Origin of the sequence: Pseudomonas sp. MWU16-30316 (assembly GCF_020515645.1) — a bacterium.
In the GTDB taxonomy this organism is placed as follows: Bacteria; Pseudomonadota; Gammaproteobacteria; order Pseudomonadales; family Pseudomonadaceae; genus Aquipseudomonas; species Aquipseudomonas cerasi.
Genome location: NZ_JAIZAZ010000001.1, coordinates 113,943 through 131,435, shown reverse-complemented (window position 1 = coordinate 131,435; position 17,493 = coordinate 113,943). Strand labels below are relative to the sequence as shown.

Annotated in this window: 19 protein-coding genes; 12 read left to right on the top strand and 7 right to left on the bottom strand. The window is 59.9% G+C overall.

The genetic code is table 11. The features are described 5' to 3' along the window. The first annotated feature begins 240 nt into the window (after positions 1 to 240). Both ureC and LCH65_RS00740 read left to right on the top strand, forming a co-directional pair. A complete protein-coding gene (gene ureC / locus LCH65_RS00745) occupies positions 241 to 1,941 on the top strand; it encodes an urease subunit alpha (RefSeq protein ID WP_003368889.1) in 1,701 nt (566 codons plus the stop codon). A gap of 321 nt (positions 1,942 to 2,262) precedes the next feature. Then, on the top strand, positions 2,263 to 3,393 hold the full coding sequence (locus tag LCH65_RS00740; protein ID WP_003368890.1) for a HAMP domain-containing sensor histidine kinase: 1,131 nt from the start codon (positions 2,263 to 2,265) through the stop codon (positions 3,391 to 3,393). Positions 3,394 to 3,468: 75 nt separating this feature from the next. Here the strand turns inward: LCH65_RS00740 and cbpA are convergent, their stop codons facing one another. Then, complete coding sequence (gene cbpA, locus LCH65_RS00735) at positions 3,469 to 4,413, bottom strand: curved DNA-binding protein (protein WP_003368891.1); 945 nt, start codon at positions 4,411 to 4,413, stop codon at positions 3,469 to 3,471. A 327-nt stretch (positions 4,414 to 4,740) separates the two neighbouring features. On the opposite strand from cbpA, the gene LCH65_RS00730 reads away from it, so the two are divergent. Further along, a complete protein-coding gene (locus LCH65_RS00730; protein WP_054081937.1) occupies positions 4,741 to 6,006 on the top strand; it encodes an Hsp70 family protein in 1,266 nt (421 codons plus the stop codon). 311 nt (positions 6,007 to 6,317) lie between these two features. Here the strand turns inward: LCH65_RS00730 and LCH65_RS00725 are convergent, their stop codons facing one another. Continuing rightward, positions 6,318 to 7,328 (bottom strand): AI-2E family transporter, encoded by a 1,011-nt coding sequence (locus LCH65_RS00725; RefSeq protein WP_003368896.1) that lies wholly within the window; start codon positions 7,326 to 7,328, stop codon positions 6,318 to 6,320. A gap of 188 nt (positions 7,329 to 7,516) precedes the next feature. After that, positions 7,517 to 7,807, bottom strand: a complete 291-nt coding sequence (locus LCH65_RS00720) for a PsiF family protein (RefSeq protein WP_003368898.1) — start codon at positions 7,805 to 7,807, stop codon at positions 7,517 to 7,519. A gap of 152 nt (positions 7,808 to 7,959) precedes the next feature. On the opposite strand from LCH65_RS00720, the gene LCH65_RS00715 reads away from it, so the two are divergent. Beyond that, the gene (locus tag LCH65_RS00715; protein WP_003431760.1) at positions 7,960 to 8,841 is read left to right on the top strand and encodes a DMT family transporter; all 882 of its coding nucleotides are present in this window, start codon (positions 7,960 to 7,962) and stop codon (positions 8,839 to 8,841) included. Here the strand turns inward: LCH65_RS00715 and LCH65_RS00710 are convergent. After that, entirely contained in the window at positions 8,838 to 9,071 is a 234-nt protein-coding gene (locus tag LCH65_RS00710; protein ID WP_003368905.1) for a hypothetical protein, read from the bottom strand. The two genes, LCH65_RS00715 and LCH65_RS00710, sit on opposite strands and share 4 nt — an antisense overlap. Before the next feature lie 310 nt (positions 9,072 to 9,381). Here LCH65_RS00710 and osmE point away from each other — a divergent pair, with 310 nt between their 5' ends. The 3 genes from osmE (at position 9,382) to LCH65_RS00695 (ending at position 10,623) form a co-directional block, all read left to right on the top strand. Beyond that, positions 9,382 to 9,720, top strand: coding sequence for an osmotically-inducible lipoprotein OsmE (gene osmE / locus LCH65_RS00705; protein ID WP_003431761.1), 339 nt, complete (start codon positions 9,382 to 9,384; stop codon positions 9,718 to 9,720). A gap of 33 nt (positions 9,721 to 9,753) precedes the next feature. Beyond that, entirely contained in the window at positions 9,754 to 9,975 is a 222-nt protein-coding gene (locus LCH65_RS00700) for a hypothetical protein (RefSeq protein ID WP_181013255.1), read from the top strand. A gap of 108 nt (positions 9,976 to 10,083) precedes the next feature. Next, a complete protein-coding gene (locus LCH65_RS00695; protein WP_003431762.1) occupies positions 10,084 to 10,623 on the top strand; it encodes a ferritin-like domain-containing protein in 540 nt (179 codons plus the stop codon). 178 nt (positions 10,624 to 10,801) lie between these two features. Here LCH65_RS00695 and LCH65_RS00690 read toward each other — a convergent pair whose 3' ends face one another. Next, positions 10,802 to 12,868, bottom strand: a complete 2,067-nt coding sequence (locus tag LCH65_RS00690) for an AsmA family protein (protein WP_003368911.1) — start codon at positions 12,866 to 12,868, stop codon at positions 10,802 to 10,804. Between the two features lie 223 nt (positions 12,869 to 13,091). Here LCH65_RS00690 and LCH65_RS00685 point away from each other — a divergent pair, with 223 nt between their 5' ends. From LCH65_RS00685 to LCH65_RS00665, 5 genes are all read left to right on the top strand, one after another. Beyond that, positions 13,092 to 13,724, top strand: a complete 633-nt coding sequence (locus tag LCH65_RS00685) for a TetR family transcriptional regulator (protein ID WP_002555418.1) — start codon at positions 13,092 to 13,094, stop codon at positions 13,722 to 13,724. A gap of 236 nt (positions 13,725 to 13,960) precedes the next feature. After that, positions 13,961 to 14,461 carry an urease accessory protein UreE gene (gene ureE / locus LCH65_RS00680; protein ID WP_003431764.1) on the top strand — a complete coding sequence of 167 codons (501 nt, stop codon included), beginning with the start codon at positions 13,961 to 13,963 and terminating at the stop codon, positions 14,459 to 14,461. Next, positions 14,458 to 15,132: an urease accessory protein UreF gene (locus tag LCH65_RS00675; RefSeq protein ID WP_003431765.1), complete on the top strand. Its 675-nt coding sequence runs from the start codon at positions 14,458 to 14,460 to the stop codon at positions 15,130 to 15,132. Before ureE ends, LCH65_RS00675 begins: the two co-directional genes overlap by 4 nt. 21 nt (positions 15,133 to 15,153) lie before the next feature. Further along, positions 15,154 to 15,771 carry an urease accessory protein UreG gene (gene ureG, locus LCH65_RS00670; RefSeq protein WP_003368915.1) on the top strand — a complete coding sequence of 206 codons (618 nt, stop codon included), beginning with the start codon at positions 15,154 to 15,156 and terminating at the stop codon, positions 15,769 to 15,771. Between the two features lie 25 nt (positions 15,772 to 15,796). After that, positions 15,797 to 16,369: a HupE/UreJ family protein gene (locus LCH65_RS00665; protein WP_003368916.1), complete on the top strand. Its 573-nt coding sequence runs from the start codon at positions 15,797 to 15,799 to the stop codon at positions 16,367 to 16,369. Positions 16,370 to 16,415: 46 nt separating this feature from the next. Here LCH65_RS00665 and LCH65_RS00660 read toward each other — a convergent pair whose 3' ends face one another. Then, positions 16,416 to 16,835: a hypothetical protein gene (locus LCH65_RS00660; protein WP_003368918.1), complete on the bottom strand. Its 420-nt coding sequence runs from the start codon at positions 16,833 to 16,835 to the stop codon at positions 16,416 to 16,418. Further along, positions 16,832 to 17,449 (bottom strand): GTP cyclohydrolase II, encoded by a 618-nt coding sequence (gene ribA, locus LCH65_RS00655; RefSeq protein WP_003368920.1) that lies wholly within the window; start codon positions 17,447 to 17,449, stop codon positions 16,832 to 16,834. Before ribA ends, LCH65_RS00660 begins: the two co-directional genes overlap by 4 nt. Positions 17,450 to 17,493 lie beyond the last annotated feature (44 nt).

Genomic DNA, 17,493 nt, shown 5'->3' with positions numbered 1-17,493 from the left:
TTCGCGAAGAGGCCGGTACAGCCTCCAGAAACAGGGCGTTCGGACTAACGTCTTCGTGAGCAATGCGGATCGCCGCACCGGTCACACAGGCATCCAATCGGGACGTGTGTATGACGATGGGCACTGGGCACGAGGATCAAAAGCTTTGACGACTAACGACTTGCAGCTCGCCGCTGGTCGCTTTGAAAAACTTACAGTTTGCGGCCTGCAGCTTGCCGCTCTGAATCCGAGGTACGAAAGATGAAGATAAGCCGACAAGCCTACGCAGACATGTTCGGCCCCACCGTCGGCGACAAGGTTCGCCTGGCCGACACCGAGCTGTGGATCGAGGTCGAGAAGGACTTCACCACCTACGGCGAAGAAGTGAAGTTCGGCGGTGGCAAGGTCATTCGTGACGGCATGGGCCAAGGCCAGTTGCTGGCCGCTGACGTAGTCGACACACTGATCACCAATGCCCTGATCATCGATCACTGGGGCATCGTCAAGGCCGACGTCGGCATCAAGAACGGGCGTATCGCGGCCATTGGCAAGGCGGGCAACCCGGACATCCAGCCGGACGTGACCATCGCGGTCGGCGCCGCCACCGAAGTCATTGCCGGCGAAGGCATGATCCTTACCGCGGGTGGCGTCGACACGCACATCCACTTCATCTGCCCGCAGCAGATCGAAGAGGCGCTGATGAGCGGCGTGACGACCATGATCGGCGGCGGCACCGGCCCGGCCACGGGCACCAATGCCACCACTGTCACGCCCGGCCCGTGGCACATGGCGCGCATGCTCCAGGCCTCGGACTCGTTCCCGATGAACATCGGCTTCACCGGCAAGGGCAACGTCAGCCTGCCCGGCCCGCTGATCGAGCAGGTCAAGGCGGGGGCCATCGGTCTGAAGTTGCACGAGGACTGGGGCACCACACCTGCGGCCATCGACAACTGCCTAAGCGTGGCCGACGAATACGACGTGCAGGTCGCGATCCACACCGACACCCTCAACGAGTCAGGTTTTGTCGAGACCACCCTGGCCGCGTTCAAGAACCGCACGATTCACACCTATCACACCGAAGGTGCCGGTGGCGGTCACGCGCCGGACATCATCAAGGCCTGTGGTTCGCCGAACGTGCTGCCGAGCTCGACCAACCCGACGCGTCCGTTCACCCGCAACACCATCGACGAGCACCTGGACATGCTCATGGTCTGCCATCACCTGGACCCGAGCATCGCCGAAGACGTGGCTTTCGCGGAAAGCCGCATCCGCCGCGAGACCATCGCTGCCGAAGATATCCTTCACGACCTGGGCGCCTTTTCGATGCTCAGTTCCGACAGCCAAGCCATGGGTCGGGTTGGCGAAGTGATCATGCGCACCTGGCAAACCGCCGACAAGATGAAGAAACAGCGTGGCCCACTGCCGCAGGATGGTCCGGGCAACGACAACTTCCGCGCCAAGCGTTACATCGCCAAATACACCATCAACCCGGCGATCACTCATGGCATCAGTCATGAAGTAGGCTCTATCGAAGTTGGCAAGTGGGCCGACCTGGTGCTGTGGCGTCCGGCATTCTTCGGCGTCAAACCGACCCTGATCCTCAAGGGTGGTGCCATCGCCGCCAGCTTGATGGGCGACGCCAACGCTTCGATCCCGACCCCGCAACCGGTTCATTACCGCCCGATGTTCGCCAGCTACGGCAGCTCATTGCACGCCACCAGCCTGACATTCATCAGCCAGGCAGCGTTCGATGCCGGTGTACCGGAGTCACTGGGCCTGAAGAAGCAGATCGGTGTCGTCAAAGGCTGCCGCACCGTGCAGAAGAAAGACCTGATCCACAACGATTACCTGCCGGACATCGAAGTCGACCCGCAGACCTATCAGGTCAAGGCCGACGGGGTGTTGCTGTGGTGCGAGCCCGCGGATGTGCTGCCGATGGCGCAGCGGTACTTTCTGTTTTGAACCCAAAAAAGGGCCTCCCCTTCGGACGGCCCTTTGATGTTACCGACTTGGCCTGGTATTCGGTTACCTCGGGTAGAAATTTCGACCAGGACCGGCTTCGCCTTGCTGGCTTCAAGAGCTTCCTGTTGAAAGATCGCATCTGTAACCGTAATGACGCTCATGTCATGGCCCTCCGTTCGTATAGTCCCCGGAGGGAACATAGGACGAAGCGAATAGGACGTCTACTGACAGAAATGACAGCAAACGCCCTGTTTGTCGTGTCATGCAAAGGAGGTAATATGCGCCCATTCTTTCGTCACGCATCTCCAAAGGTAACCGGCCATGCGCCTTTCCGAATTCATCGTTATTCATGTGGATCGCATCGTCGATGAATGGGAAGACTTCGCCAGAACCCTGAAACCGGCGGCAGAAACGATGAGCAAAGCCGAGCTGCGGGATCATGCCAGGTCGATCCTGCTCGCCGCTGCGCGGGACATGAATACCGCGCAGAGCAAAAGCGAGGAGATTGCCAAGGCCAGAGGCGAAGAGTTGAACAAGACGCCAAGCCTGGACGAAGCAGCCAGCAGCCATGGCGAGTTGCGTCATGAGGTCGGCTTTGATCTGGTGCAGATGACGTCGGAATTTCGCCATCTGCGCGCCAGCGTCATCCGCCTTTGGGTAGAAAGCCTGGCAGCGCCGCAACTGGCCGATTTTCAGGACGTGATTCGTTTCAACGAAGCCATCGACGAGGCGCTTGCCGAATCCACCGCTGCCTATGCGGAACGGGTCGGCCGCTCACGGGATATATTTCTTGCCATTCTGGGTCACGATCTGCGCGCGCCGCTGCAGGCCGTCAGCATGTCGACGGAATTGCTGGCACGCAAGATAGCGCTGGACGAAAAGACCCAATCCTATGTTTCGCGTATCCAGACCAGCACCCGCCATATGGGCTCGATGGTCAGCGATCTGCTGGAATTCGTGCGCAGTCGCCTGGGCGCCGGGCTACCGGTTGAACGCAAATACATGGATTTGGCCAGTGCTTGCCGTGAAGCCATCGAGGAAGCCTGCGCCGGGCGACCGGACTCTGTTCCGGTACTGAACATCGAAGGCAACACCAAGGGTCACTGGGACGCCGGACGGATCAGCCAGATGTTACAGAATCTGATCGGCAACGCCCTGCAGCACGGTGCGGCCAGTCACGAGATAACGGTCAGTGTTACGGGTGCCGAGAAAGCGGTGGTATTGGTGGTACACAACGAAGGCAAGCCGATTGCCGAAGACGCTATCGGGACGATCTTCGATCCGCTGGTGCGCAGCACCGAGGAAAACAGCGAAACACGCGGTACATCGACCAGCCTGGGTCTTGGCCTGTTCATCGTCAAGGAAGTGGTCAACGCCCACGGTGGCAGCATCACTGTGACCTCGACCATTGGTGAGGGCACGACCTTCAATGTGGTGCTGCCGAAAAACTGAGCGAGGCTGATTGCCTGCTGATGCGGGTGGCGCATCAGCCCATTCAGAAAAGACAGAATCGCAAGACCGCTACGCTCAACCCTTCCACTGCGCGCGAGGATCGAACGACGAACTGTCTGCCAGTTTCTGCCAGAGCGCCCGGGTAGCCTCGTCGGTGTGCTTGGGCACGACGACTTTCAACTGCGCGTAAAGATCACCGCGTTCGCCACTCTTGTTCATCAAGCCATTACCCTTGATCCGCAGACGCTGACCGTTCTGACTGTCCGGGCGGATGGTCAGGTTGATCCTGCTGGTCAGCGTCGGCACAGCGACCTTGGTACCCAGCACGGCTTCCCAGGGGGCCAGTGGGACGGTGATGACCAGATCATGCCCCTCGACCTCGAACAGCGGGTGCGGGGCCAGGCGAATGATCAGGTACAGGTCGCCATTGGCACCACCGCCCACGCCCGGCGCGCCCTGCCCCTTCAGGCGAATACGCTCGCCATCGACCACGCCCGCGGGAATCTTCACGTTCAGGGTCTTGGTGATATCGCTCATGCGCTGCCCGTTGGGGCTGTGCTGCGGCACCTTGAAGCTGACCTGCTTGGATTCCCCCGACAGGGTCTCTTCGAGGAATACCGCCAGTTCCATCTCCACGTCCTGCCCGGTACGCCCAGGGTTGCGGGTACGCCCGCCCTGCTGTGGCCGGCCACCGAAAATGGAGCTGAAAAACTCCGAGAAGTCTGCCGTTTCCTCGAACCCGCCTGCCCCGGCGCCGGCACGGCTTTGCCAGCCCGGCGGGGTCTGGAACGGGCGGCCCTGACGACCGTATTTGCGCAGCTCGTCATACTCGGCGCGCTTTTCCGGGCTGCTGAGTACCTCATACGCTTCGGAGGCTTCCTTGAACTTGTCTTCGGCGCCTGCCTCCTTGCTGACGTCCGGGTGATACTTGCGCGCGAGTTTGCGATAGGCGGTCTTGATCGCCTTGTCGTCCGCAGTCGGCTCCACGGCAAGTATCTTGTAGTAGTCTTTGAAATCCATGTAACGATCACCCATCCGAATTATCCGGCAAAGCCAGATACGCTGGCGTCACGTGCCCAGCTCCCTCTGTCACGAGGCATCTGGATTACCTAACGTCGAAAAATATACAGATAGACCAGCTGCCTTTGTCGGCAGGTCGATAGCTCGACAACATAATGTCCGACAACAGGGTCTACCGAGAATCCCTTCAAGATTGGGGGTAACGGGCCTCAGTTCAAGCCTTGGTCGCAAATACAGCCAGGTAAATATAAGCGACGTGTCGCGCTACGCAATTTGCCCGCGCTGGCATAAACTGCGCGGCCGTTTTTTGACTGGAACGTAAAAGACATGAATGACCAATCCCCGGCCCGTGCCTGCGGTATCGATTTCGGCACGTCCAACTCCACTGTCGGCTGGCAACGACCCGGCATGGAATCGTTGATCGCGCTGGAGGACGACAAGATTACCCTGCCTTCGGTGGTGTTCTTCAATATGGAAGAACGCCGCCCGGTGTATGGCCGCCTGGCGCTTCACGAGTATCTGGAGGGCTACGAAGGCCGCCTGATGCGCTCGCTCAAGAGCCTGCTGGGCTCGAAGCTGATCAAGCATGACACCAGCGTGCTGGGCACGGCGATGCCGTTCAAGGATTTGCTGGCACTGTTTATCGGCGAGCTGAAAAAGCGCGCGGAGCAAACAGCTGGCCGCGAATTCGAGCAGGTCGTGCTGGGCCGTCCGGTGCATTTTGTCGATGACGACGCTCAGGCCGATCAGGAAGCCGAAGACACGCTGGCTGAAGTGGCGCGCAAGATCGGCTTCAAGGACGTATCTTTCCAGTTCGAGCCCATCGCTGCGGCCTTCGATTATGAGTCCACCATCCAGGACGAAGAGCTGGTGCTGATTGTTGACATCGGCGGCGGTACGTCAGACTTTTCGCTGGTACGTCTGTCGCCCGAGCGACGCCGGCACGATGATCGCCAGCAGGACATCCTTGCCACCGGTGGCATACACATCGGCGGGACCGACTTCGACAAGCAGTTGAGCCTGCAAGGCGTGATGCCGCTGTTCGGTTATGGCAGCCGCATGAAAAGCGGTGCGTACATGCCCACCAGCCACCACATGAACCTGGCGACCTGGCACACCATCAACGCGGTGTACTCGCAAAAATCGCAACTGGCCCTGGGCAGCATGCGCTACGACATCGAAGACACCGGTGGCATCGATCGCCTGTTCAAGCTGATCGAACAACGCGCCGGGCACTGGCTGGCCATGGAAGTGGAAGAAACCAAGATCCAGCTGACCCACGCCGACAGCCGCCATCTGCCTATGGATCGCGTGGAAGCCGGACTGAGCGTGGACCTGAGCCGGGTGATGTTCGAAGCAGCGATCGACGCCCAGCTCGAGCGGGTGCGCAACAGCGTGACGAACTTGCTGAACGATGCGGGCGTGAGTGTCGAACAGGTCAGCACGGTGTTCTTCACCGGCGGTTCAAGCGGCATCCCTGCCCTGCGCAACAGCGTCTCGGACATGCTGCCCAACGCGCGCCACGTTGAAGGCAACATCTTCGGCAGCATCGGTAGCGGCCTGGCCATCGAAGCGAAGAAGCGTTACGGCTAGTCATGCGCCTATCGTGGGAATGCCCTTCGTGATGCTCCGCGTCACAGATCGCTGATCTTGTGGGAGCGAACTTGCTCGCGAAGGCGGATTACCTGACCAATGGGCTTCCAGCGGCTGCACCGGCCTCTTCGTGAGCAAGCTCACTCCTGTAGGGCCGGGGTGTTTTCAAGCCATGTGAATCACTCCCACGGGCGGGCGTGTTTCGAGCCATGTGGATGTTCTGCGGCACTGCAGACGCAGAGCGTCCAGAACTGCATGCCAACGCGGTGAAGTGACAGGCGTTGTTTCGGACGGCTACATGCGCAAGCGCCCTAGACCAACCCTTCCTTCTGCAACTCGCTCTTCAGATACGCATAGTAAATCGGCCCTGCAACCACGCCCGGCAGGCCGAATGCGGCTTCGAACAGCAGCATCGCCAGCAGCAACTCCCACGACTTGGCGTTGATCTGTCCGCCCACGATGCGCGCATTGAGGAAATACTCGACCTTGTGGATCACGATCAGATAGCCCAGCGCAGCCAGCGCGACCCAGATCGAGATGGACATGCCGACGATGAAGATCAACGTGTTGGACATCAGGTTACCCACCACCGGCAACAGGCCGAGCAGGAAGGTCATGATGATCAGGGTCTTGGTCAGCGGCAGGTGAATTCCGCACAGCGGCAATACGATGGCCAGGAACACCGACGTGAACGCCGTGTTGAGCAGGGAAATCTTGATCTGGGCAAAAACAATGTTGCGAAACGCCCGGCTGACCAGGTACAGGCGATCGAACAGAGCAGCCGCCAGCGGCTTGCGCGCATGCACGTCGGAGATACGCTGCAAGGCAATGATCGCGCCCAGTACCATGCCGATCAGCATGGTGACGAACATGTGCGCCGCCCCCTTGCCGATCAACTGCAATTCGCCCACGTGCTTCTGCAGCCATTGCCCGAGCGAAACCTGAAACTCCGCTGCGCTGGCAGGCAGGTAGGCGTCGATGAACGGAGGCAGCTGACCACGAGCGCGGTCGACCAGGGTCATGAACTTGTCGAGCGAGGCGCCCGGATTTTCGGCTTCGTGCAGCACAAAACTGATGGCGCCGGCAAAAATCAGCGTCAGCAGGCTGACCACCAGCGTGCCGAGCAACGCTACGGCCAGCCAGCGAGCACGTTCGCCGGAGATCAGCCGCTGCAGTTTGGGGGTCAACATGTTGACCAGCTCGAAAACCAACAGTCCGGCCAACAGACTGGGCAACAACTTGAATGGCAACACCAATAACAGACCGCCAAATACAAGAATCCAGCTGGCTATTAACACCTGACGCGCAGAAAACGTTGGCATAGACCCTCAACGGGCAACACAAGGAAGGTGGGCAGTCTGCCAGCCTTCTCAGTCCAGAACCAGTGATCAGAAAGCCGGAAAAAACACGCCGCAATCATCTACCCGATGATCGGCTCGAGAACGGCGCGAAAGTGCAGTGTTTACTGCACCCGCGCCTCTTGCCTGCCGCAAAGATGCCGACTGAAAAATTATTTCTTCTTGAGACAATCGCTCATGAAACTCTTGCGCGCGTCTCCCTTGAGCGCCTGAGTGCTGGCAGTCGCGTTGCAGGTTTTCATCTTCTCCTGCTGGGTCGCCGCTGGCGGCGGTGCCGCTTTAAGGCAAGTGCTCATGAACGTCTTGCGCTCATCGCCCTTCAGCGACTTCGCGCTGGCGTCGGCATTGCAGGTGGTCATTTTGTTCTGCTGCGCGGTCGCAGCGAAACCCTGGGCAGATAACATCAAGCCAACGAGCAATACAGGAATACCGAGCTTGTTCATCGATCCACTCTCCAGATCCACTGCACCGGGCGGCACAGACTGAGATTCAGTGTAGTCAGCGTCTGCGCTCTGTGACGGAGCACCCAACATCGCCGCTGGCATTCTCGACAAACAGGCGGATAATTACGCCTCGCTCTAACGATGATCCACTCATGCAATACGCTTTTCCGCTGATTACCATCCTTATCTGGGCGATCAACACAGCCGTCACCAAGGCGTCTGCCGGGGTGATCTTTCCGGCTGAAATTGGCTTTTATCGCTGGGCGCTGGCTGGCTTGCTGTTCACACCGTTCATGCTCGGGCCTGTGTGGGCGAACCGCGCGGCGATCAAACCGGTACTCGGCAAGATTTTCATTCTGGCCGTGCTCGGCACAGCGCTGTATCAAAGCCTGGCGTATTTCGCGGCCAGCCTGACAACCGCCACCAACATGGGGATCATTCAGTCGATGGTGCCGATGATGGCGCTGGGGCTGTCGATAGCCTGCCTCGGCACTCGTCTGACCTCGGGTGCGCTGCTGGGGGCGGTGCTGTCATTCGCGGGAGTGGTGGTCGTGGTCTCGGCGGGCAATCCGGCCGGTCTGATTGAGCAGGGGGTCAATCGGGGCGATGCGATGGTGCTGGTGGCCGCCGCATCGTATGCGGTCTACAGCACGCTGCTGAAGAAGTGGCAGTTGCGTTTGCCGCCCCTGCAGTTGCTTTACGTACAGATCCTGCTGGCGATTATCGTTTTGCTGCCGCCGTTCATGCTGTCGGCGAAAACCGGTCTGAATGCGAACAACATACCGATGGTGCTGTACGCAGCGATTCCAACCTCGATGCTCGCACCCTGGTTGTGGATGACCTCGATCATGCGCCTGGGCCCCAGCCGCACAACACTGTTCTTCAACCTGATGCCCATCGCCACGGCCTTGATTGCCGCGGCGACACTGGGCGAGCAGCTGGCGCTCTATCACCTGTTCGGCGGAGCGCTGACCCTCTGCGGCGTCATCCTCGCGGAACGCTGGACGACGCCGCTGCGATCCAGGGCGGACTAGGCAGTCGCGCTGCCTTCGCTGCCCTCCAGGCTGTGAATCGACACATCGGTGATGCCGGCGGCAAGCGGCAGCCCGGCTTCACCCATTGGCAGCTCGTCCAGTTCTACGTGATGCTTGAGCGCCAGTTCGTGCACCACTTCGATGATGGGCACATCCAGATTCTCGATAATGTCTACGTGGTGCTCGCCGAGCAGGGTGTACTCGATCTCATACAGTTCTTTATCGCTCATCGCATCTTCCTGGCCGTCACTGAGGAGCGGCTGATTAACGAACTACGGTCCGACAACCGATGACCGAGCCCAAGGCCGAGCAAAACGCTCAACCATGCCATCAGATTGACCTCGGCCTTTCGGGAACGTGCGAGGAATATTCAAAGCGCTTTTCATGCCCGATTGTCATGGCGTTCAGGGGGGTCAGCAACGGCCTCAGGGTGGATGCGAGGTACTGCCTCATCGCCATCTTTTTTTCGAACTCTTGAGCCCCTCTTCTGCTCCAAGGCATACCGGGCCAAAACCGGCTCTGACATGTGGAGCAATAACGATGTACAAAAAACTCTTCGCGGCGACCTTTGTATTGGCGACGATGGCTGGCTGCAGCAACACAACCGTGCAGAACCCGGTGGACTACGTCACTTATCGCAACGAGCCGCTGGTCAAGCAGGTCGAGAACGGCATGACGCGCCAGCAGGTCCTGACTATCGGCGGTGAGCCGTCGAGCACTATCGAGCGTAAGGTCAACCCAGGCACTTGCAACAACTACGTCATGAACAAGGACGGCCACAAACAGGTCTACCACGTCAGCTTCAACAGCGACGGCCGTGTGACCAACAAAGGTTTCATGACGTGCGAACAACGCGAGAAGAACGAAAAAGCGATGTAATCAAAACGCAGGCACAAACAAAAAGCCCGAGGCATGGATGCCTCGGGCTTTTTGTTGAATGCGTTTTTAGAAAACCAGCTTGAACAGGGCGATAACCACGACCAGGCCGATCAGAAAGATGATGCCAACGGTGCTTCCCAGGAACTTGAGCATTGTGTATCTCCACGATTTATTTGGGTCTCAAGGTTGGGACCGCGGGGCTCGGCACTCGTTTCTTATATTTTTACATTCAGACACCGCCGTCCGTATCAGTGAAAATCCGATAAAACTTTTTGCCCCCTTCGCTACTCACAATCTTTGCTGATCCTGCCGGGCCACCCACAGAGCGAGACAGCAAAACCTGATGAGTCCTGGAGATAAATGATGAATTCTGCACCGCAATCACAGCTTTCCGATGTAAATACTCTGCGCCAGCGCGCACGCCAGAACGTTGAGGATGGTGCTGTGACTCAAGGCTACAGCGCTGACCGCGAAACGGTCCTGCGCCTGCTCAATGAATCGCTGGCTACCGAGCTGGTCTGTGTGCTGCGCTACAAGCGCCACTACTACATGGCGTCAGGCCTGAAAGCGAGCGTCGCGGCAGCCGAGTTTCTGGAACACGCAGAGCAGGAAGCGCAGCACGCCGACAAACTGGCCGAGCGTATTGTGCAACTGGGCGGCGAGCCGGAGTTCAACCCGGACACCCTGTCGAAGAACTCCCACGCGCAGTACGTGGCGGGTAACACATTGAAGGAAATGGTTTACGAAGATCTGGTTGCCGAGCGCATCGCCGTCGACAGCTATCGCGAAATCATTCAATACCTCGGCGACAGCGATCCGACTACCCGCCGCATCTTCGAAGAGATCCTTGCTCAGGAAGAAGAGCACGCTGATGACATGGCGGATATTCTCGAAGACCTGTAACTCGCGACAGCAAATGAAAAGCCAGGACCTGTGTCCTGGCTTTTTTGTGGGGAAGTATTTTCTCAGGCCAGCGACGTAAACATCGTTCCTTACGCTCCAGCGTGGGAATGCATTTCTGGACGCTCTGGGTCCGGCCAAGTGCGCGCCAACGCGGAGCGCTGGCACGAGAGGTGGAGCGTTACTTCACCGTCTTAGGCGCCTTGCCGGTGCGCATCTGCTCCAGCAGCGGGCCACACTGATTGGGCTCGCTGTCGCCAGTGGCGACCAGCGCCAGCAGACCTGCAGCAGGGCCTACGGTTGCGCCGAGCAGGACCATGCCGGCTCCGCGCAGCAACAGCGGGCCGGACTGCACGCCTGCGTTGGGCTTGGCGAACGGGCCGTTGACATACAACGGCGAGCGCAGCGAGAACACGCGGAAGCCCTTGGACTCAGGGTTGATCTGCAGGTCCAGTTGCTCGGTCTTCAGGTTCGCAGTGCCGTTGATGTAGATGATGGCGTTCTCGGTATCGAAAACAAACAGCCGACTGGTCGCCAGCCCGTCCTTGATGCCGAAGTCCGAGGCCGCGCAATTGATTTTTACGTCCTTGTCGCCGAACAGCTTGCCAACGACGTAGTTGCCCACGTTAAGCCCGGCAATTTCCATCAGGCCACGACTGATCGCACCGTCGTTCACCAGCATCTTCATTTCGCCGTTGGCAGTCCCCAGCAAGGCTGCAACCGAGTTGCCACGGCCACTGATATCGGCATCGCCGTTCAGCTCACCGAAGCTGGTTTTCATCGGTTCGAAGGTCGGGAACAGTTGCTTGAGCTTGAAATTGCGCGCCGACAGCCTGGCCCTGCCCTGCATCGGTTTGTTTTGCCCGTTGAGGCGAATGTCCGCGTCCAGCTTGCCACCTGCCACCCCAAAACGCAGCGGCTCGAGGCTCAACTGACCATCGTTGAGAACCAGATGGGTATAGAGGTCAGTGAATGGCAGGTCCGGGCTCTGCACGATGCGCTTGCCGGTGAACTCCACGTCGGCATCCATTGCCCGCCAGCGATCAGTCTGAAACTCCTCGACGGGCAGTACCTTGCCCGAAGGCTGCTTGCTCTCGCCACCGCGCTTTTTCTGCGCGGCATTGGAGTCCGCACCGATCAGTGGCGCGAGGTCACTGAACAGCAATTGATTGGAGACCAGCACGCCACTCAGCTTGGGCCGGGGCTGACTGGCGACGAAGCCCAGGTCGCCGTGGATATCGCTGTTGCCGATCTTGCCGTTGAAGCCTTCGTAACGGAAGTTGGCGCCGGCCGGGTCGTGCAGTTTGGCGATCAGGCGGCCATCGGTGGAGTACGCCGGAGAATCCGGCAGGGTCACCCCCGTCAGCGGGTACAGATTGCTCAGGCTCGCGCCGGAAAGCTTGAGGCGCAGGTCCAGCGCGCCCAGGTTCTGTGGATCGGTCAGGGTCCCGGCGATCACCGCATGGGTGTCACCGACCTTCACGTCAGCCTGTACCGGAAACGGTTGATTGGCATCCTTGAGCGCGAGCAGGCCGCCGACCTTGCCGGTGCCGCTCAGCTTCTGACCGTGGTACTGGCCGGTGACCGCCAGACCGAATGCGTAATCCTGCGGTACTGCGCCCTTGTCCTGGGCCTTTTTCGCTTCCTTGCTGCCGACGATTTCACTGAACGGGATCGGCTTGCCGAGCAGGTCGATCACCACGTCCAGGTTGGCGTTGAGCTTCTGGTCGTTGAAGCTCACCAGTCCCTTGTCGAACTTGATCGCGCCGATGTCCATCACCCACTTGGAGGGCTCGGCGTTCGGGTCGGATTTGGGCAGATCGAACACCCAGTTGGCACGACCATCGGCCAGACGCTCGAGTTTAGCCTCGGGTCCGGTCAGATCGATACGCGGGATAACCACTTGCTGCGCCAGCAGCGGCAGCAGCGAGAGACGAAATTCGACGTGCTTGAGGGTCACCATCTGCGGGGTCTTCGACCACTCAGGGTTACCCAGACTCAGGTCGTCAGCAACAAAGTGCGGCGACGGCACCCAGGCACGCCAGCCACCGAGTTCGGGCTCACGCGTCCAGCGCACATCCAGATCACCATTGATGGCGAACGGACGATGCAGCGCTTCGCTGACTTTCGCATTGAGGGTGGGTTTGATGCGATTCCAGTCGAAAGTGACGATCACAATGACCAATATAGCCAGCACCACCAACAACGTGGCACCTGTCCAGGCGAAAATCTTGCGGCTGCGCGTCATGCGTCACTCTCCAGAAAACAGCGCCCCGACCCTGGCGCGCTGAATACGACATGAATGTTCGACTGACAAACGCGCCGAGGGTTTGATTTGAATACGAAAATGCATCGAAGGCCAGCACTCATGCACTATTATTGGTCAAGGAGCCTGACTGAAAACCCTTTCGACGCAGGTAAAGCGCATTTGCTAAAGTGCAACCCAGCCTAATCCAAGAATCGTTTGAGCCATGCTGCCCCGCGCCGAACAGAAACAACAGACCCGAAGAGCCCTGCTCGATGCTGCCCACCAATTGATGGAGAGCGGGCGCGGCTTCGGCAGCCTGAGCCTGCGGGAAGTGGCGCGCACGGCAGGCATCGTACCAACCGGGTTCTACCGGCACTTTGAAGACATGGACCAGTTGGGGCTGGCGCTGGTCAGCGAGGTCGGCCAGACCTTTCGCGAGACCATCAGGCTGGTGCGCCACAACGAATTCGCCATGGGGGGGCTGATTCGTGCCTCGGTGAAGATATTCCTCGAACGTGTGGCGGCCAACCGGTCGCAGTTCCTGTTTCTGGCGCGCGAACAATACGGCGGCTCCTTGAAGGTGCGTCAGGCGCTTGGCGCATTGCGCGAAGGCATCAGCGCCGACCTCACAGCCGACCTGGCAAAGATGCCCAAATGGCAGCACCTGAATGCCGATGCCCTGTCGATTATCGCCGACCTGGTGGTCAAAAGCGTGTTCGCGATGCTGCCGGAGCTGATCGACCCGCCGCCCGCCTCGCTCGCCCCGCACCTGACACCTCAGGCGAAGATCACTCAGCAACTGCGCTTCATCTTCATTGGCGCACGGCACTGGCGTGGTCTGGGCAGTCACGATTGAGCGGCGACACGCTCTGCCTGGGGCTGAGATGTGAACCGTCTCACTATTAACTTCACTTCCAGCAATCCAAGGTGCACCAAATTAAAGCGCTATCATGATTACGCACCAAAATAGATCTTTAGTGATCTTGCCGATGCTTGGATCACCTGCCTCTGTCAGCCATTTCCCCGCAAGCTGCACTGTTGGCAAGCCCCTTGCTCTGATTTGAAGCATCGCAATTGGCTGGAAGCTATCTGATGCTGGTGATTCACGACCGAATCGAACCTCAGGCCGAATGGGCCGCCGAGCTGCATTTGAATTTCGAGGCACGCAGCAAAAGTCGACTGCGCTGCTTCAGTGCGGAAAACGAAGACGTTGGCCTCTTTCTGCAACGCGGTCAGTCGCCGCTGCGCGATGGCGAGTTTCTTCAGGCCCAGGACGGCCGCGTGGTGCGTGTCTGCGCACGTCCCGAAAAACTCATGCACGTCACGTGCAGCAGTACTTTCGAACTGACCCGCGCGGCCTATCACCTTGGCAATCGCCACGTGGCCCTGCAAGTCGGCGACGGCTGGCTGCGCCTGCTCGACGATTACGTGCTCAAGGCGATGCTCGACCAACTGGGCGCCACTGTCGAAACCATCGAAGCGCCGTTCCAGCCGGAACATGGCGCCTACGGCGGTGGGCATCATCATTCGCGCGCGGGCGAGGAGGATTTCAACTATCCGCCGCGCATGCACCAGTTCGGCGTGCGCAAGTGAACAGCGCCTGGGCGCTATTGCGCCTGGCCAGTCCGCAGCTGCCTATCGGTGGCTACAGCTATTCGCAAGGGCTGGAAATGGCCGTGGAGCAATCCATTGTGGTGGACCCGCCGACCGCGGGCCGCTGGATCGGCGATCAACTGCTGCTCAATCTCGCGCGCTTCGAGGCCCCGCTGCTGCTGGCTCATTGCGAGGCGGCGGCAGCCGGTGACTGGGGCCAGTTGCTGCAAGTCAGCGAGCAGCATCGCGCCAGCCGCGAGACCCGCGAGCTGCATCTGGAAAGCCGGCAGATGGGCTACTCCCTGCAACAGTTGCTCAATGGCCTGCCTGAACTGGATCGTGAAGCACGCCAGTTTCTGCAGCAGACTGCCGAGCCGCACCTGGCCCTTGGCTGGGCGCTGGCCGCACGCGCCTGGCAGATCAGCCCGCAGGATGCGCTGGCCGCCTGGCTATGGAGCTGGCTTGAAAACCAGCTGGCCGTGCTGATGAAAACCCTGCCGCTGGGCCAGCAAGCCGCCCAGCGCCTGACCAGCGAGCTGTTGCCGTTATTGCAGCAGGCGCAGGTCAGTGCCAGCACACAAGATCCCTGCCATGCCGGCAGCGCAGCCTTTGGCCTGTCCCTGGCGAGCATGGCGCACGAACGTCAATACAGCCGGTTATTCCGGTCCTGATCATTCCTTATGGAGAACTCAATGAACAGCCAACCTCTGCGCGTCGGAATCGGTGGCCCGGTCGGATCCGGCAAGACGGCGCTGACCCTGGCGCTGTGCCTGGCATTGCGCGACCGCTATAACCTGGCCGTGGTGACCAACGATATCTATACCCGCGAAGACGCTGACTTTCTGGTGCGCAACGAGGCACTGGCCCCTGAGCGCATCATCGGCGTTGAAACAGGCGGCTGCCCACACACCGCGATTCGCGAGGACGCTTCGATCAACCTGGAAGCAGTCGACCAGCTCAATCGCCGCTTCGAAGGCCTGGACCTGATCATCGTCGAATCCGGTGGCGATAACCTTTCCGCGACCTTCAGCCCGGAGCTTTCCGACCTGACCATCTACGTGATCGACGTGTCGGCCGGCGACAAGCTGCCGCGCAAGGGCGGTCCGGGCATCTGCAAGTCCGACCTGCTGGTGATCAACAAGATCGACCTCGCCCCTTTGGTAGGCGCGTCACTTGAAATGATGGACAGCGACACGCGCAGGATGCGTGGCGAAAAGCCGTTCGTGTTCAGCAATCAGAAAACCGGCCAAGGTCTGGAACAGATCATTGCCTTCATTGAGCGCCAGGGCCTGCTGACTGCCGCCGCCTGAATTCACAACCAAAAGGAACCCGTCGATGAACTACAAAAAAGCCCTTGGCGCCCTGGCGCTGTTGCTGGTCCCGACTCTGGCGCTGGCTCACCCCGGTCATGGCGATAATGGCCTGATCGCAGGTATCAGCCACCCGATTGGCGGGCTGGATCATTTGCTGGCCATGCTGGCCGTCGGCTTGTGGGCTGCGCAGCAACAAGGTTCGGCACGCTGGGCGCTGCCGTGCACCTTCGTTGGCACCATGCTGATTGGCGGCATGCTGGGCTTTGAAGGTTTGAACCTGCCGGCGCTGGAAAGCGGCATTGCCGCCTCGGTACTGGCTCTGGGCCTGGCCGTGGCATTGGCAGTGCGTCCGCCGCTGGCGCTAGCGGTAGCCGCAACAGCCCTGTTCGCCTTGTTCCACGGCGTAGCGCATGGCCTTGAACTGCCGGAAATGTCCAGCCCATGGGCGTACGCAGCAGGTTTCGTTGCTGCAACTGCGGCCTTGCATGCGCTGGGTTATGCGGTGGTTCGCGTGTTGCCTCAGGCGGCGGCCCCCCTGGTGCGTATCGCCGGTGCAGCCTCTGCGGCAGCGGGTGTCTGGTTACTCGCAGCCTGATGGCGTTTCGCGCTGATCGTGTCCGCTTCAGCCGGGGGGGGGACGATCAGCGCGAAAGCGCGGGAATTCGGTACAGGTAAAGCAGCACTGCGCTGGCAAACGCCAGCAGGCAGACCGGCAAGGGATGCAGACCGAACAGCACCGCGATGGCCGCGATCCAGGCGGGCAAACCGGCGGCCAGGAACGCCAGGCGGCGGATGGCAGCGAGTTTGAGCCATGCTGCCGGCTCCTCGGGTGTATCGAGTGCAGCCTGGGTGACCGCCAACGCGCGCTTGTAGGCGCCGAAGGGTTTCAGGCTGACGAACATCGAGCCTATCCCGGCGATGAACAGCGGGATCGCCAACACCGGAATGAGCGGTTCGCTGGCACCAAAAAATACACAGACCACCAGCAATGGCGCCAGGGTCAGACCCAGTTGACGCCACCATTGCATCTCCAGCTTTTGACGAACCTCGCTGCGTGTCACGCGGGGCCGACCTCGCTTTGATGTTCGTTGCCCATCATGTGCCCCAGCTTGCCCGCCTTGGTCGCCAGATAAAGACGGTTATGCGGGTTTTGTCCGGTGTGCAGAGGCACGCGCTCGGCGACCCTGATGCCCATGTCGGTCAAGGCTTTGACCTTGCGCGGGTTGTTGGTCATCAGCCGCAACGATTGCACGCCCAGATGCTGAAGCATCGGCAGGCAGATCGCGTAGTCACGCTGATCGGCAGCAAAGCCCAGGCGCTCGTTGGCCTCAACCGTATCGGCGCCGCCATCCTGCAGCTCGTAGGCGCGGATCTTGTTCATCAGACCGATACCGCGCCCTTCTTGACGCAGGTACAGCAGTACACCACGCCCTTCGGTGGCGATGGCGCGCAGGGCAGCCTCCAGTTGAGAACCGCAATCGCAACGCTGACTGAACAGGGCATCGCCCGTCAGGCATTCGGAATGTACGCGACCCAGAACCGGCTCACCGTCCGCCACATCGCCCAGACTCAGGACGACATGTTCACGGCCGGTTGCCGACTCGATAAAGCCGTGCATGGCAAACTCTGCAAAGGGAGTGGGCAGTTTGGAAGCGGCGACAAAGACGACGGGCACCGTGTGCTCCTGATCAGTGTGAAGACTGGAAATTCGCAAGATTT